General features: G+C 73.9%; 16 protein-coding genes. 8 read left to right on the forward strand and 8 right to left on the reverse strand.

Going from position 1 to position 13,713, the window contains the following annotated elements:
* Positions 1-5 precede the first annotated feature (5 nt).
* Positions 6-1,376: a glutamate mutase L gene (locus tag K6T13_RS13890; RefSeq protein ID WP_222895140.1), complete on the reverse strand. Its 1,371-nt coding sequence runs from the start codon at positions 1,374-1,376 to the stop codon at positions 6-8.
* Positions 1,363-2,523: a cystathionine gamma-synthase gene (locus K6T13_RS13895; RefSeq protein ID WP_222895141.1), complete on the reverse strand. Its 1,161-nt coding sequence runs from the start codon at positions 2,521-2,523 to the stop codon at positions 1,363-1,365. The genes K6T13_RS13890 and K6T13_RS13895 overlap by 14 nt, the downstream gene beginning before the upstream one ends.
* Before the next feature lie 133 nt (positions 2,524-2,656).
* Between K6T13_RS13895 and msrA the strand changes: the two genes are divergently transcribed.
* From msrA to K6T13_RS13920, 5 genes are all read left to right on the forward strand, one after another.
* A complete protein-coding gene (gene msrA / locus K6T13_RS13900) occupies positions 2,657-3,307 on the forward strand; it encodes a peptide-methionine (S)-S-oxide reductase MsrA (RefSeq protein ID WP_222895142.1) in 651 nt (216 codons plus the stop codon).
* 44 nt (positions 3,308-3,351) lie between these two features.
* Complete coding sequence (locus K6T13_RS13905) at positions 3,352-3,696, forward strand: cupin domain-containing protein (protein ID WP_222895143.1); 345 nt, start codon at positions 3,352-3,354, stop codon at positions 3,694-3,696.
* A gap of 44 nt (positions 3,697-3,740) precedes the next feature.
* Positions 3,741-4,283, forward strand: coding sequence for a hypothetical protein (locus K6T13_RS13910; RefSeq protein WP_222895144.1), 543 nt, complete (start codon positions 3,741-3,743; stop codon positions 4,281-4,283).
* 76 nt (positions 4,284-4,359) lie between these two features.
* Positions 4,360-5,079, forward strand: coding sequence for a YcnI family copper-binding membrane protein (locus K6T13_RS13915; protein ID WP_222895145.1), 720 nt, complete (start codon positions 4,360-4,362; stop codon positions 5,077-5,079).
* On the forward strand, positions 5,076-6,755 hold the full coding sequence (locus tag K6T13_RS13920) for a copper resistance CopC/CopD family protein (protein ID WP_222895146.1): 1,680 nt from the start codon (positions 5,076-5,078) through the stop codon (positions 6,753-6,755). Before K6T13_RS13915 ends, K6T13_RS13920 begins: the two co-directional genes overlap by 4 nt.
* Here the strand turns inward: K6T13_RS13920 and K6T13_RS13925 are convergent, their stop codons facing one another.
* Positions 6,756-7,583, reverse strand: coding sequence for a hypothetical protein (locus tag K6T13_RS13925; RefSeq protein ID WP_222895147.1), 828 nt, complete (start codon positions 7,581-7,583; stop codon positions 6,756-6,758).
* Positions 7,584-7,685: 102 nt separating this feature from the next.
* Between K6T13_RS13925 and K6T13_RS13930 the strand changes: the two genes are divergently transcribed.
* Positions 7,686-9,044: an ABC1 kinase family protein gene (locus K6T13_RS13930; RefSeq protein WP_222895148.1), complete on the forward strand. Its 1,359-nt coding sequence runs from the start codon at positions 7,686-7,688 to the stop codon at positions 9,042-9,044.
* A gap of 73 nt (positions 9,045-9,117) precedes the next feature.
* Here the strand turns inward: K6T13_RS13930 and K6T13_RS13935 are convergent, their stop codons facing one another.
* From K6T13_RS13935 to K6T13_RS13950, 4 genes are read right to left on the reverse strand one after another with little or no spacing between them, the layout of a single operon-like run.
* Complete coding sequence (locus K6T13_RS13935) at positions 9,118-9,600, reverse strand: GNAT family N-acetyltransferase (protein WP_249423794.1); 483 nt, start codon at positions 9,598-9,600, stop codon at positions 9,118-9,120.
* Between the two features lie 11 nt (positions 9,601-9,611).
* Positions 9,612-10,133: a DinB family protein gene (locus K6T13_RS13940; RefSeq protein WP_249423795.1), complete on the reverse strand. Its 522-nt coding sequence runs from the start codon at positions 10,131-10,133 to the stop codon at positions 9,612-9,614.
* Entirely contained in the window at positions 10,130-10,861 is a 732-nt protein-coding gene (locus tag K6T13_RS13945) for a VOC family protein (protein ID WP_222895150.1), read from the reverse strand. The genes K6T13_RS13940 and K6T13_RS13945 overlap by 4 nt, the downstream gene beginning before the upstream one ends.
* A complete protein-coding gene (locus K6T13_RS13950) occupies positions 10,858-11,229 on the reverse strand; it encodes a pyridoxamine 5'-phosphate oxidase family protein (protein WP_222895151.1) in 372 nt (123 codons plus the stop codon). The genes K6T13_RS13945 and K6T13_RS13950 overlap by 4 nt, the downstream gene beginning before the upstream one ends.
* A 120-nt stretch (positions 11,230-11,349) precedes the next feature.
* Between K6T13_RS13950 and K6T13_RS13955 the strand changes: the two genes are divergently transcribed.
* Positions 11,350-11,868 carry a SigE family RNA polymerase sigma factor gene (locus tag K6T13_RS13955; RefSeq protein WP_222895152.1) on the forward strand — a complete coding sequence of 173 codons (519 nt, stop codon included), beginning with the start codon at positions 11,350-11,352 and terminating at the stop codon, positions 11,866-11,868.
* Complete coding sequence (locus K6T13_RS13960; protein WP_222895153.1) at positions 11,865-13,010, forward strand: hypothetical protein; 1,146 nt, start codon at positions 11,865-11,867, stop codon at positions 13,008-13,010. Before K6T13_RS13955 ends, K6T13_RS13960 begins: the two co-directional genes overlap by 4 nt.
* A gap of 16 nt (positions 13,011-13,026) precedes the next feature.
* Here the strand turns inward: K6T13_RS13960 and K6T13_RS13965 are convergent, their stop codons facing one another.
* A complete protein-coding gene (locus tag K6T13_RS13965) occupies positions 13,027-13,611 on the reverse strand; it encodes a hypothetical protein (protein ID WP_222895154.1) in 585 nt (194 codons plus the stop codon).
* Between the last annotated feature and the right edge of the window lie 102 nt (positions 13,612-13,713).

Consider the following 13,713-nt stretch of genomic DNA (forward strand, 5'->3'; position numbering starts at 1 on the left):
ACAGGCTACTCAGCACCCGCGAGCCCGAGGGCCAGGCGGTACGCCGCGTCGGGGTGGTCCTCGGCGAGCAGGCCCACCGCACACAGGACGTAGTCGTGGTCGACGACGACCCGGGGGGCCCGCGGGAGCTGCCAGCCGCCCTCGACCTCGTCACCCACGCTGCCGGCGAGGACCCGCTCGGCCACTCCCGGCCGGCCGTTGCGCAGCACGCCGCCGGAGCCGATCAGCAGGTCGACCTCGCGCAGGTCCTTGCCGCTGCGCTCGACGACACGGCCCTCGGGGCTGACGACGACCCGGGCACGTCCCGCGTGCCGGCGCAGCGCGAGGTCCACCGCCGCTCGGGCGATGGCCTCGTCGACATCGGCCTCGGCGTCGTCGGCCGGCAGGAACCCGGGGTCCTCGTGACGTCGGGCGGCCGGACCGGCGAGGTCGTCGAGGCCCGCCGCCTCCACGGTCGAGACCGCCGACCACCGCATGCCGAGGTCGCCCTCGACCGTACGGGTGACCGGCGTGACCGCCACCACCTCGCGGGACAGCCCGGCGTCCTCCGGGTCCAGCGCGACGACGCTGTGGACGTCCGTGGTGGCGCCGCCGACGTCGACGACGGCGACGTCGCCGGCCCCGGGACGGTCCTCGCCCAGGCCGCGCGCCAACAGCTCGACCCCCGCCAGCACGATGTCGGGGGTCGCGCCGCGCACCATCCGGGCGAACTCGTCGCTGACGCTCAGGTGCTTGCCCCCGATCACGTGCTCGAGGAAGATCTCGCGGATCGCCGCCCGGGCAGGGTCGGGCGCCAGCACACCGATGCGCGGCACGACGTTGTCAGCCATCACGTGAGGCACCCCGGCCAGGACCGCCGTCACGTCGTCGCGCGCGTCCACGCTCCCGGCCACGACCACCGGCCCGCTCCAGCCAGCTGCGACCAGCGCCCGCGCGCCCGCCACCAGGCTCTCCGCGTTGCCACCGTCGGTGCCGCCGGTGAGCAGCACGACGTCAGGCGCCGTGTGCCCGAGCGTGCGCTCCAGCGCACCCTCGGGCACGTGCGACGCCAGGGCGTGGACCGCCACCACCTTGCCGCCGCTGGACAGCGCCACCCGGCGACCGGCCTCGGCGGTGACCAGCTCCTCGTTGCCGACGACCGCGATCCGCAGCCCGCCGCCGGCGCTGGAGCAGGCCAGCGCCGGCGCCGTGCGGGCGCGGGCGTCCGCTGCCGCGAGGGCGGCGCGGCAGGCGGCGTACCCCTCGAGGACGTCGGTGTCGATGGTCGTGGGGTGGTCCGCCGCGGCGACGATCCGGCCCGCGGCCAGGTCGACGAGGGAGGCCTTCGTGAAGGTGGAGCCGAAGTCGACGCAGACGACGACGTCAGCCGAGGGCATGGTCGAGGTCGGCGATCAGGTCGGCGGCCGTCTCGATCCCGACGCTGAGCCGCACCAGGTCGGCGGGGACCTCCAGGTCGGTACCGGCGACCGAGGCGTGGGTCATCCGGCCCGGGTGCTCGATCAGGCTCTCCACACCGCCCAGCGACTCACCGAGCGTGAAGACCCGCGCCCGGTCGCAGACCCGCAGCGCCTGCTCCTCCCCGCCCGTGACGCGGAACGACACCATGCCGCCGTACCGCTTCATCTGACGGCTGGCGACGTCGTGCCCGGGGTGCTCGGGCAGCCCCGGGTAGATGACCGAGCCGACGGCGGGGTGGGCGGCCAGGAACTCCACGACGGCCTCCGCGTTGTCGCAGTGCCGGTCCATCCGCACCCCGAGCGTCTTGAGGCCGCGGTGGGTGAGGAAGGCGTCGAAGGGCCCGCTGACCGCCCCGATCGCGTTCTGGTGGAAGGCGACCTGCTCGGCCAGCTCGAGGTCGCGCACCACGAGGGCGCCGCCGACCACGTCGGAGTGGCCGCCGACGTACTTGGTGGTCGAGTGGACCACCACGTCGGCGCCCAGGGTGAGCGGCTGCTGGAGGTACGGCGTGGCGAAGGTGTTGTCGACGACGAGCAGCGCGCCCGCGTCGTGGGCGACGGCGGCGATCGCCTCGATGTCGCCGATGTTGAGCAGCGGGTTGGTCGGGGTCTCCAGCCACACCAGCTTCGTCTCGCCGGGGCGGATGGCGGCGCGGACGGCATCGGGGTCGGAGACCGGGGCGGTGGTCAGCCCGAGGCCCCAGGCCGCCTCGACCTTGGCGAAGAGCCGGTGGGTGCCGCCGTAGGCGTCGTCGGGGAAGACCACGTGGTCGCCGGGTCGGCACACGGTTCGGACCAGGGTGTCCTCCGCCGCGAGGCCGGAGGCGAACGCGAAGCCGCGCTCCCCCTCCTCGACGGCCGCCAGGGCTCCCTCGAGCGCGGTCCGGGTGGGGTTGGCGGAGCGGCTGTACTCGTAGCCGCCGCGAAGCCCCCCGACGCCGTCCTGCTTGTAGGTGCTGGTGGCGAAGATGGGCGGGATCACCGCCCCCGTGGTCGGGTCCGGCTCGTAGCCGGCGTGGATGGCCCGGGTCTCGAAGCCGGCCTTGTCGGCGTGTTCCTGGCTCACACGACGACCCTACTCAGCGACCGGCCGGCCGCCGAACTCGCGCTCGCAGGGTCATGGCCCCGACCGCGGGAAGGTTGGGGGGCTTGCGGTTGTTCGTCATGCTGGAAGGACGCAGAGCTTCGAGGAGCAGTGGATGTTCGGACTGGGCGGCAAGACCGAGATGGTGACCGAGGAGCGGGCCCTGGGAGGTCGGGAGTCCCGGCCGTGGTCGCTGGGGACGCACGTCGTGCTGCGCACACCCGTGGTGTCCGACGACGTCCCCGAGGGTCACGAGGTGGCGGTCTTCGGTCTCGGGTGCTTCTGGGGCGCCGAGGAGATCTACTGGCAGATGCCGGGCGTCTGGTCCACGTCGGTCGGGTACGCCGGCGGCTACACCCCGCACCCGACGTACGACGAGGTCTGCTCCGGCAGGACCGGCCACACCGAGGCCGTGCGGATCGTGTTCGACCCGGAGGTCGTCTCCTACGCCGCCCTGGTCAAGAAGTTCTTCGAGGTGCACGACCCCACCCAGGGCATGCGCCAGGGCAACGACGTCGGCACCCAGTACCGCTCGGCGATCTACTGGTCGACGCCCGAGCAGGAGCAGACCGCCCGCGAGCTGACCAAGGTCTACGGCGACGAGCTGGCGCGCCGCCGGCTCGGGGCGATCACGACCGAGATCCGGCCGGCCTCCGAGACGCCCTACTTCTACGCCGAGGACGTCCACCAGCAGTACCTGGCGAAGAACCCGTTCGGCTACCGCTGCCACGCCAACACCGGCGTCGCGTTCCCCGAGACCGCCTGACCGTTCCGCTGGTCGACGGTGTCGGCGGCTGCCATGCTCGGCGCGTGAGCCTCGATCCCGTCCAGAGCAACCCCGACCACTACCGCGTCGTCTTCGAGAACGACCGGGTGCGGGTGCTCGAGTACACCGACCGTCCGGGCGACCGGACCACCCCGCACCAGCACCCGGACTCGGTGATGTACACCCTCTCCTCCTTTCGGCGACGGCTGGTGTCGGGCGATGCCGAGCGGGAGGTGGAGATGCCCGCGGGCCTCGCCGGCTGGCTGCCGGCGCAGCAGCACCACGGCGAGAACATCGGTGACACCGAGACCCACGTCCTGTTCGTCGAGCTCAAGGAGCAGGGCGCTCCGGCGGAGGGCTCCTCCGGCCTCGGCCCCCAGACCGGCTGAGGCCCACCGGGACCCGGGCGGCCGATGGTGAGAAGATGCCGCCCGTGAGCACACGCGCGAGCCGTGCGCCGTACGCCGGGTGGCGTGCGGCGGCCGCGACCGCGCTCGTGGTCCCCGCCGCCGTCCTCGCCCACACCTGGGCCGGCGGCCACGTCCCGTCGACGCCCGCCGTGTTGGCCCTGGCCGCACTGCTGCTCGGCACCAGCGCACTGGTGCTCCGCGGGACGGTGCGCACCCGACTGCTGCTCCCCTTCCTCGCTGCCGCCCAGGTCGGGCTGCACGAGGGTTTCGCGGCTCTCGAGGCCGCCTCGCACGCCCACCACGGCGCCGCGGCTCCCGCTGCGTCGCCCTGGACGGGCCGGATGGTCCTCGCCCACGCCGCCGTCGTCGTGCTCACCGCCCTCGTGTGGCGGCTCTGCGAGCGCACCGCCGCCGCGGTCGTGGCGGCCACGACCGAGCTGCCGACCTACGTCGGCGGGCGACGCGACCCGCGCCGCCCTCGCCGCGTCGCCGGCTCGGTCCGGGCCGGCTTCTGCCTGGACCTCACCCCGCTGCGCGGGCCACCGGCGCGCCTCGGCCGCGCCTGAAGCCTCCCGACCCGGGACGGTGGGCGCGGCAGACGTCCGCACACACCCCGTTCCACCAGTCTCGAGAGGCATCACCATGTCCGCACGTACCACCGCGCGCCTCGGCGCCGCCGCCACGACGCTCGCCGCCGTGACCCTCGCCGCATCGCCCGCCGCCGCCCATGTGAGCGCCACCCCCTCGGTGGCCAATGCCGGGGCCTACACCGTCCTGACGATGGGGGTCCCCCATGGCTGCGACGGCTCGCCCACGACCAAGCTGGAGATCCAGATCCCCGAGCAGATCCTGTCGGTGACGCCGACACGCAGCCCGTTCTACGACGTCGAGATCGGCATGGAGCAGCTGGACGAGCCGGTCACCGACGCCCACGGCAACGAGGTCACCGAGCGGGTGGGCACCGTCACCTACACCGCCACCACCCCGCTGCCCGACGCCCAGCGCGACACCCTCGAGCTCTCCTTCCAGGTGCCGGACGTGCCCGGCGAGATGCTCGCCTTCCCCACGGTGCAGACCTGCGCGAAGGGCAGCACCGGCTGGGTCGAGATCCCGGAGGAGGGCCAGGACGCCCACGAGCTGGAGGCCCCGGCCCCCATGTTCGAGGTGCTGCCGGCCGCCGACGAGGGCCACGGCGCCGGCGCCTCGGACGCCTCGGAGGAGGAGCCGGCCGAGCACGGTGAGACCACCGAGGCGGCCGCGACCACCGACGGCAGCGGCATCGCGTGGGCCGGGCTGGTGCTCGGTGCGCTCGGCCTCGCAGCCGGTGGCACCGCCCTGCTGAGGAGCCGGCGCTCCGCATGACACGCGAACGGCGTCCGGGACGGGGGTGGCGGCCGCTCCGGCTGACCGCCGCCGTCCTGGCCGCCGTGGCGCTGCTGCTCGCGACCGCTGCCCCCGGCCACGCCCACGCCCAGCTCCTCGAGTCCGACCCGACCGACGGCACCCTGCTGGAGGAGGCACCGCGGGAGGTCACGCTGACCTTCAACGAGCCGGTGCGGCTGACGGCGCAGGAGATCACCGTCTACGACGCGGCGGGCCAGCCGATCCCCTCGCAGGCCACCGCTTCCGGTCCCGAGGTGACGGTGACCCTGCCGGAGCCCGACGACCTGCGCGGCACCTACGTCGTGGGCTGGTTCGTGCTCTCGGCGGACGGACACCCCATCTCGGGGGCGCTCACCTTCTCGGTGGGCGAGCGCAGCAGCAGCGTGACCGACCCGCCTCCCCCACCGACGTCGTCCGCGGTCGTCACGACCACCCAGGGACTGGTCGGCGGGGCGATGTACGTCGGCCTGCTGCTCGCCACCGGGCTCGCCGCATTCGTCCTGCTCGTCCTCCCGGCGTCGTACGCCGGCCGGCGGGTGCGCGCGCGGGTCCGGTGGGTGGTGCGGGTGGGCGCCGCGGTCGCCGTCGTGGCGGCACTGCTGGCGGTCCCGGTGTCCTCGGTCTACGCCCAGGGCGCCGAGCTGCCGGCCGTGCTCTCCGGCTTCGACGCCACGCTGGTCCTCGACGAGCTGATCAGCGCCGCCCTGATCGCCGTGGGGCTGGGCGTGGTCGTCCTGACGCTGGGCGAGGACCCCCCGGGCGGCGGCCGCCGCGCTGCGCTGGCAGCCGGCGCCGGCCTCGCCCTGGTGGGCCCGGCGGTCGTCGGCCACACCCGTTCCTACGCCCCGACCTCGCTCCTGGTGGCCGCCGACGTGGTGCACGTGGTGGCCGGCGCGGTGTGGCTGGGCGGCCTGGTCGGGCTGGCGCTGACCCTGCGCGCCGTGCTCGGACGCGAGCAGCTCGCCGCGTCGACGCTGGCCCGGTTCTCGGTGCTCGCCGGCGGCGCCCTGCTCGCGGTCGCCGTCGCCGGCACGGTCCTGGGCTGGCGGGTGGTCGGGTCCTGGTCGGCACTCGTGGAGACGGGCTACGGCCGGTTGCTGCTGGTCAAGGTCGGTGTCGCGCTGATCGTCGCCGGCCTGGGCGGCTGGAACCGCTACCGCCTGCTGCCGCGGGTGCGCGGTGCCGTCGGCTTCGCGGACCGGGGTGGCGCCGTCGGCCTGGTCACCCGCACGGTGCGCGTCGAGGCGGCGCTCCTGGTGGTGCTCCTGGCCATGACCGGGTTCCTGGTCAACCAGTCGCCGCGGCCGGCACCCGTCGAGGTGCCGCCCGGACGCACGGGCGTCCAGGCCGGGGCCCTCACCGACCTGCAGCTGTACGCGACCCTGACCCCGCTGGAGACGGGCGCCAACACGCTGCTCGTGCAGCTGCAGGACGAGACCGGCGAGCCCGTCGTACCACCGGAGGTCCCCGAGGTGCAGCTGCGCTCCGGCGGCCTCGACCTGGGGTCGGTGCCACTCGCGGAGACCGACACCGGGACCTACCGCGCCGAGGTGCTCCTGCCACGGCCCGGCGTGTGGGAGGTGCAGGTGGCCCTGCGGATCAGCCGGTTCGAGAGCCCGGTGACGACCGTCCGGTTCACCGTGCCCGAGTCATGATCAGGCCCGGTCGGTGACGTCGACCTCGACCGGCACGGTGTGCAGGTAACCGTCCACCCGGACCTGCACGAAGAGCCGGTAGGCGCCGGCGTCCTCGATCTCGGTGTGGAAGGTCAGCAGCGCCCCGTCCTCGGTGACGTCCGGGGCGCTCAGCGGGTGGACGTGCAGCATCGACCCGCTGTCGCGGTGGAAGCCGGTGACGTGGCCGTAGCTGCCCAGGTAGGTGCCGGGGTCCACGGGACGACCGCGGGCGTCGCGGATCGTCAGCCCCATCCGGCCGTCCGGACCGGCCGTGGGCGGCTGGGTGACCTCGACGTCGATCACGGGGTCGCTCGGCCACTCGTCGCCGGCCGGGCCGCGGTCGACGGCGACGGTCTCGCCGAGGATCACGTGGTCGCCGTTGCCACCCTCGTCGCGGGCCACGAATTCGGCGATCACCCGGTAGTCGCCGGTCGCCGGCAGTGACACCGGAGCACGCCAGGTGCCGTCGTCGTCCATCTCGGGGTGGAGGTGCCGGAAGACGGCGAGGTCCTCACGCACCACGTAGAGGTGGAGGTCCTTGGTGAGCTCCTCGATGTAGGACGTCAGCGGCTCCCCGCGGAAAGTCTCCACCTGGAAGCTGACCTCGCCGGTCATCCCCGCCTGCTCCGGCAGGCTGACGCGCGCGAGCCGGTAGCCGACCTCCTCCACCTCGGTGCCGTCCCCGACCGGGAGGGACACGATGGCACCGCCGGCGTGGGTGTGGCCGACCTCGTCGGCGGCCTCGCCGCTGCAGGCGGCGAGCACGGTCAGGGAGGCCGCCAGCACGGTGGTGAGGAGCCGACGCATGCCGTCCAGTGTGCCTGCGGCCCCCGAGGCACCCGGCACCGGATCCGCGCATGACCCGTAAAGGGGAGGCCCTCGCAACCACACCTCGGCCACAATGACGGGGTGACAGAGCTGCCACGCAGGGCCGCCGCGCGCACCGCGCGGCTCGCCGCGCTGCCCCTCGGGTACGCCGGCCGGCAGGCCGTCGGGCTCGGCAAGCGGCTCGGTGGCCGGTCCGCGGAGGTGGTGGCGACCGAGCTGCAGCAGCGGACCGCCGAGCAGCTGTTCCGCACCCTGGGCGAGCTCAAGGGCGGGGCGATGAAGCTCGGCCAGGCGATGAGCGTGCTCGAGGCGGCGCTCCCCGAGGACGTGGCGGCGCCCTACCGCGACACGTTGACCGCCCTGCAGGACTCCGCGCCGCCGATGCCGACCCAGACCGTCCGGGAGCAGATCGCACGCTCGCTGGGCGAAGGGTGGCAGGACGAGCTGGTGTGGCTCGACGGCGCCCCGGCAGCAGCCGCGTCCATCGGCCAGGTCCACCGGGCTCGCTGGCACGACCACTCCCTCGGCGACGTCGACACGGCGCGCGAGGTCGCCGTCAAGGTGCAGTACCCCGGGGCGGGTGAGGCGCTGATGGCCGACCTGCGCCAGCTCGCACGGGTGGCCCGGGGGGTGGCACCGGCGTTCCCCGGCATCGACATCAAGCCGCTGGTGGCCGAGCTGCAGGCGCGGGCGGCCGACGAGCTCGACTACCGGCTCGAGGCGCAGGCGCAGGCGGCGTACGCCGTCGCCTTCCGTGACGACCCGATGGTGGTCGTCCCCGAGGTCGTGGCCGTCGGTGAGCAGGTGCTGGTCACCGAGTGGCTGGAGAGCCCGCACTCGCTGGCCCACGTGATCCGTCACGGCACCCAGGAGGAGCGCGACCACTACGGGCGGATCTTCGTCCAGTTCCTCTTCGACGGTCCGGCCCGGACCGGCATGCTCCACGCCGACCCCCACCCCGGCAACTTCCGGATCATCCCGGGCGCCGACGGCAGGCCGGGACGGATCGGCGTCCTCGACTACGGCGCGGTGGCTCGGCTGCCGGAGGGGCGGCTGCCCGAGGCCATGGGTCGGCTGATCCGGATCGCGCTGGACAACAGCGGCGACGACCTCGTCGCCGGGCTGCGCGAGGAGGGGTTCATCAAGGACCGGATCCGGGTCGACGCCGACGAGCTGGTCGACTACCTGGCGCCGTTCGTGGAGCCCGCGCGCCACGAGACCTTCCGGTTCACGCGGGCGTGGATGCGCGAGCAGTTCGAGCGGATCAACAACCCCCGCAACCCGTCGTTCGCGATGGCCACCAAGCTCAACCTGCCGACGTCGTACCTGCTGATCCACCGCACCTGGCTCGGCGGTCTGGGCCTGCTCGCCCAGCTCGAGACCGAGGCACCGTTCCGCGCGCTCATGGAGGAGCACCTGCCCGGCTTCGCCGCCACCTGATCCCGGCGACGCGGCGGTAGTCCCTCACGAAAGGGCTGCCGATCGGGCGGTTTGGCAGCCCTTTCGTGAGGGACTACCGGGTGGGGACCAGGTCGAGGTACATCACGTGCAGGCCGACGTGGCCGTGGGTGGCCGAGCGGAAGGCGCCCGGGACGGTGCCCACGATCTCGAAGCCCAGCGACTCCCACAGCGCCACGGCCGCGGCGTTGGTCTCGACGACCGCGTTGAACTGGATGCCGCGGAAGCCGGCGTCGCGGTGCCAGGCCACGACGTGCTCGGCCAGCCGTCGGCCGACACCCCGCCCCCGGGCGTGCTCGGACACCATGAACGACGCGGTGCCGACGTGGTCGCCCCGGCCCGGACGGTTGGGTCCCATCTTCGCGGTGCCGAGGACCTGGCCGTCCTCCTCCAGGACCACGGTCCGCCCCGGCGGCGGCTCCAGCCACAGCGCACGGGCCTCCTCGGAGGTCAGGTCGTCCGGGTACGCGTAGGTCTCCCCCGCCGCCACCGTCGCGGAGAAGATCGGCCAGATCGCGGGCCAGTCGTCGGCGGTCACCTCGCGGATCGTCACAGGTCGACAGCCCCGTCGATCGACTCCCGGATCAGGTCCGCGTGACCGCAGTGGCGCGCGTACTCCTCGATCATGTGGACCAGGATCCACCGCAGGCTGACGGGTCGACCACGGCGGGGCCGCGCCGAGAGCCGGTCCAGCCCGCCCTCGGCCAGCGCCGACCGGATCCGCTCGTCGGCCTCGGCCACCTCGCGGTCGAAGAGGCCACGCAGCTGCTCAGGGGAGTCCTCGGCCGCGGAGGTGAAGTCGGCGTCGCGGTCCGCCTCCCAGTCCATCGACGCCCACGGCTCGTGCTGCTCCTCGCCGGCGAGCACGTGGCGGAACCAGAAGCCCTCGACGAACGCGAGGTGCTTGAGCAGCGAGCCGAGCGTGAGGCTGCTGGGCTCGAGCCGGATGCGCAGGAGCTCGGCAGGCAGTCCCTCGGTCTGGCGCCGCAGCGTGTCGCGGTAGTGGTCGAGGAAGGCCAGCAGCGTGGTCACCTCGTCGGCGGCGACGGGCGGGTCGGGACGCCCGGTCACCGCGGCACCCGGTCGGTGACGCAGTAGGCCAGGCCGGCGGGATCGGTGAGGACCGTCCAGGTGTCGAAGTCCCCGACGAACCTCGCCCCCAGGGCGACGTGGCGGCGCACCTCGGCGCCCCGGTCGGTGGCGGACAGGTCGAGGTGGCCGTGCAGGTCCCCCCGGGGCTGGTCGAGGCGCTGCAGCAGCACGCGGGCACCCCGGCCCTCCACCGGAGCCAGCCAGCGGAACTCGGGGTGACCGGGCGGCGGGTCGGACAGCTCCCGCTCGGTCAGCGACAGCCAGAACGCCTCCTCACGGGCGTAGAGCGCGGCGGGGACGTCGATGCAGACCTGGTCGACGAGCGAGCGGTGGCCCCCCGGCCACGTGGTGCCGGGCGCAGGCGTGGACGCGGGGTGGGTGACGAAGCAGAACGGGAAGCCTCCGGGTGAGGCCATCACGACGTGCCCGTGGTCGGCCACCTCCCGTGCCCCGAGTCCCACCGCGTGGTCGGCGGCCGCCCGCGGGTCGGCGACGTGGAGGTCGAGGTGGATCCGTGAGGGCCCCCGGCCCAGCCTCTGCACGCGGAGGTGGCCGTCCCCCACCGGCGGCAGCAGCGTCACGAACTCGTCCTGGTCACCGCGGGCGGTCGACACGGTCCAGCCGGTCACGTCCCGCCAGAAGGCGAGTCCGGCGTCGTATGCCGCCGGCGCGAGGTCGACGAAGCCGCTCACCCAGAACGGCGTCACGTGACCGGCGTGCAGTCGTGGCCGCAGCCCTCGCCGGGGAGCGGGCCGTCGGCGTGGTCGGCCGGTCGGTGCAGCACCGCGCTCTCGGGGGCGACGACGATGCCCTCGTCCTCGACCGCACCGGTGCCGTCGACGAGCAGCGTGTGGCCGTGGTGCTCGCTCGGGGGGAACAGCAGGGTCGCACGCGGGTTGACGGCGAGGTTCGCGGCCGACCCCCGGCTGGGCGGGCACCGGAGCACCCCGTCCACGAGCGACGGCTCCACGGTCACCGCCTTGACCGCCCCGTCGGCGGAGCAGGTCAGCAGGTATCCCGAGCCCCGGCCGGCGAGCGCCTCGCCTAACCGGGCGACCTCCACCGGGATGCTCATGGTCCCGAGCATAGGCAGGTCCGACACCCTCCGGTTGCAACCCACCTCCCCCCTTTTGCGTCTTGGACTCGATGGAATGGAGGTGCAGGGATGCACGCACACGCAGGGACGGGGGTGACCATGGACCGCCCGCGGTCGCGTGACGACGAGTTCGCGGCGTACATGCAGGCGCGCCAGGCCAGCCTGCTGCGCACGGCCTACCTGCTGACCGGTGACCGCCACACGGCCGAGGACCTGGTGCAGACGGCCTTCGCCAAGCTCTACCTCGCGTGGGACCGGGTCGAGCAGCAGGGCTCGATCGACGGCTACCTGCGCCGGATCCTCGTCAACGAGAACAACTCCCTGTGGCGGCGCGCGTGGAAGCGGCGTGAGGTCGCCACCGAGGTCATGCCCGACACCGCCCACCACGACGTGCACGACGGTGGCGCCGGCCGCGAGCTCTGGGCGTTGGTGCAGACGCTGCCACGCAAGGCCCGTGCCGTCGTGGTGCTCCGGTACTACGAGGAGCTGTCCGAGGCCGAGACCGCCGAGGCCCTGGGCATCTCGGTCGGCACCGTGAAGTCCCAGGCCAGCCGCGCCCTGGCCGCCCTGCGCGACCGCGCACCCGCATCGATGAGTCCTCGGGAGGAGGAGCGATGAACGACGAGCTGACCACCCGGCTGACCCGCCAGCTGCACGACCAGGTCGACGACTGGCACGCCACCCCGCTCACCCTGGACGAGGTCCGCGGCCGGGCTCGCTCCATCCGGCGTACGCGTCGGGTGGTCGCCGGCGGCACCGTGGCCGCGGTGCTCGCGATCGCCGCGCCGCTGGCGGTCACCGCCAGCGGTGTGCTCGACGCACGCCCCGACCGCTCCCTGCCTCCGGCCACGTCCACGCCGAGCGAGGCCGTCGAGCAGGAGCCCAGTGGGCTGGGCGTCCCCTACCTGGAGGGGCGGACGCTGACCATGCCCGACGGCTCCGCAGTCGAGCTGCCACGTGCCTACGACGCCTTCACCGTCCTCGGCGACGAGGTGCTGGCCACCTGGATCGACCTCGACGACGGCAGCGTCACCCTCGAGCGGCTCCGCGACGGCGAGGTCGTGGGCACCCAGCCGATCACGGGCATCGCCACCAACCACGAGGGCAACGCCGTCACCTACGTCGACCAGGACGGGCAGATCATCATCGAGTGGGCGGGCGGGGACACCACGGTCGGGACCGTCCCGGGTGCCCGCCCGATCCGGCTGCTCGGGGGTCCCGAGTGCACCCGGGGCGTCCACGAGTGCGTCGTCTACGTCGACGACGGGCAGCAGGTCCGGTTCCTCGACAACGCCGGGGAGGACCTACCCGTGGACGGACTGGCCGTGCCCGACGTGTCGGTCGACGGCGCGGTCGCCGTCATGACCAGCGTGGACGACCTCGAGCCGGGCTCGTGCTCCACGGTCCGGACACCCGTGGAGGAGCGCTTCTCCACCTGCGACTACTCCCTGGGCAGGTTCTCCCCGGACGGCGCCCACATCAGCGCGAGCGAGGACTACCTCGACGGGATCGGCAACCGGCTCCAGGCGATCCTGGACGCCCGGACCGGCCGGGAGCTGGTGCGTCTCGAGCCCGACGAGGGGTTCTTCAACACCGTCGCGTGGGAGGACGCCGACCACCTGCTGGCGATCCTCCACGACTGGAGCACCGGCACCTGGCAGGTCGTGCGGCTGGGGGTCGACGGCACCACCGAGACGGTGCTCGGCCCGGTCGAGGGCGACGAGACGACCCCGCCGTGGCGGCTCCCCGGCTTCGCGTGAGGCCGGGGCGCTCGGATCAGCTCCAGCGGAACGACGCCAGCACGGCGTCGACCACCGCTCGGCGCTGCCCGGCCGAGAACGACTCGTCGAACTCGAAGGTCAGCTTGACGCCGACCCCGCCCCGGATGGCGCCGTACTCCTCGCGGGGTCCGACGACCCCGTCACCGGCGGCGCGGAAGGCCGCCTCGCCACCGAGGTCAGCGTCGTAGGACACCCGTGGGCGGCCCTCGAAGCCGGTGAGCCCGTCGGTGCGCACCAGCTGCTCGAGGTCCTCGGACCCGACGGCACCCAGGTCGGACAGGTAGATCTGGTGGAGCGTGCCGCGCTTGTTGGCCACCCACGAGTCCAGCACGCCGTCGAGCTGCCGCTCGGTCCGCCATCCCTCAGGGGCGCGTGCGTAGGCGCTCTCCGTGGTCATCACCTCCCCCGCCGCGGCCTCGACGGTGGGGGTCGGATCGTCGGTCGGCTCGTCGGTCGGGGAGGCGTCTGCGCCCGTGCGGCTCGGTGGCTCGGCGGGACCGGAGACCTCCTCACCGCCCCCGCAGGAGGTGAGGACCATCAGCGCGGCCGCGAGGGCCCCGAGACGCCGGGCACGCTTCATGGGCCGGGACCCTACCGGCCCTCACGGAGCGCCCGGATTCCGTCTGCCACGGCGTTTGGACTCCGCCGACCGCGGGTAGGAGCCCTGACGGCGCGGATTCGC

The organism is Nocardioides coralli (assembly GCF_019880385.1).
Lineage (GTDB): Bacteria > Actinomycetota > Actinomycetes > Propionibacteriales > Nocardioidaceae > Nocardioides > Nocardioides coralli.

Coding starts and splice junctions, on each gene's coding strand:
- K6T13_RS13890 (WP_222895140.1), bottom strand. CDS start 1,376: ATGCCCTCGGCTGACGTCGTCGTCTGCGTCGACTTCGGCTCCACCTTC.
- msrA (WP_222895142.1), top strand. CDS start 2,657: ATGTTCGGACTGGGCGGCAAGACCGAGATGGTGACCGAGGAGCGGGCC.
- K6T13_RS13915 (WP_222895145.1), top strand. CDS start 4,360: ATGTCCGCACGTACCACCGCGCGCCTCGGCGCCGCCGCCACGACGCTC.
- K6T13_RS13920 (WP_222895146.1), top strand. CDS start 5,076: ATGACACGCGAACGGCGTCCGGGACGGGGGTGGCGGCCGCTCCGGCTG.
- K6T13_RS13925 (WP_222895147.1), bottom strand. CDS start 7,583: ATGCGTCGGCTCCTCACCACCGTGCTGGCGGCCTCCCTGACCGTGCTC.
- K6T13_RS13950 (WP_222895151.1), bottom strand. CDS start 11,229: ATGAGCATCCCGGTGGAGGTCGCCCGGTTAGGCGAGGCGCTCGCCGGC.
- K6T13_RS13955 (WP_222895152.1), top strand. CDS start 11,350: ATGGACCGCCCGCGGTCGCGTGACGACGAGTTCGCGGCGTACATGCAG.
- K6T13_RS13960 (WP_222895153.1), top strand. CDS start 11,865: ATGAACGACGAGCTGACCACCCGGCTGACCCGCCAGCTGCACGACCAG.
- K6T13_RS13965 (WP_222895154.1), bottom strand. CDS start 13,611: ATGAAGCGTGCCCGGCGTCTCGGGGCCCTCGCGGCCGCGCTGATGGTC.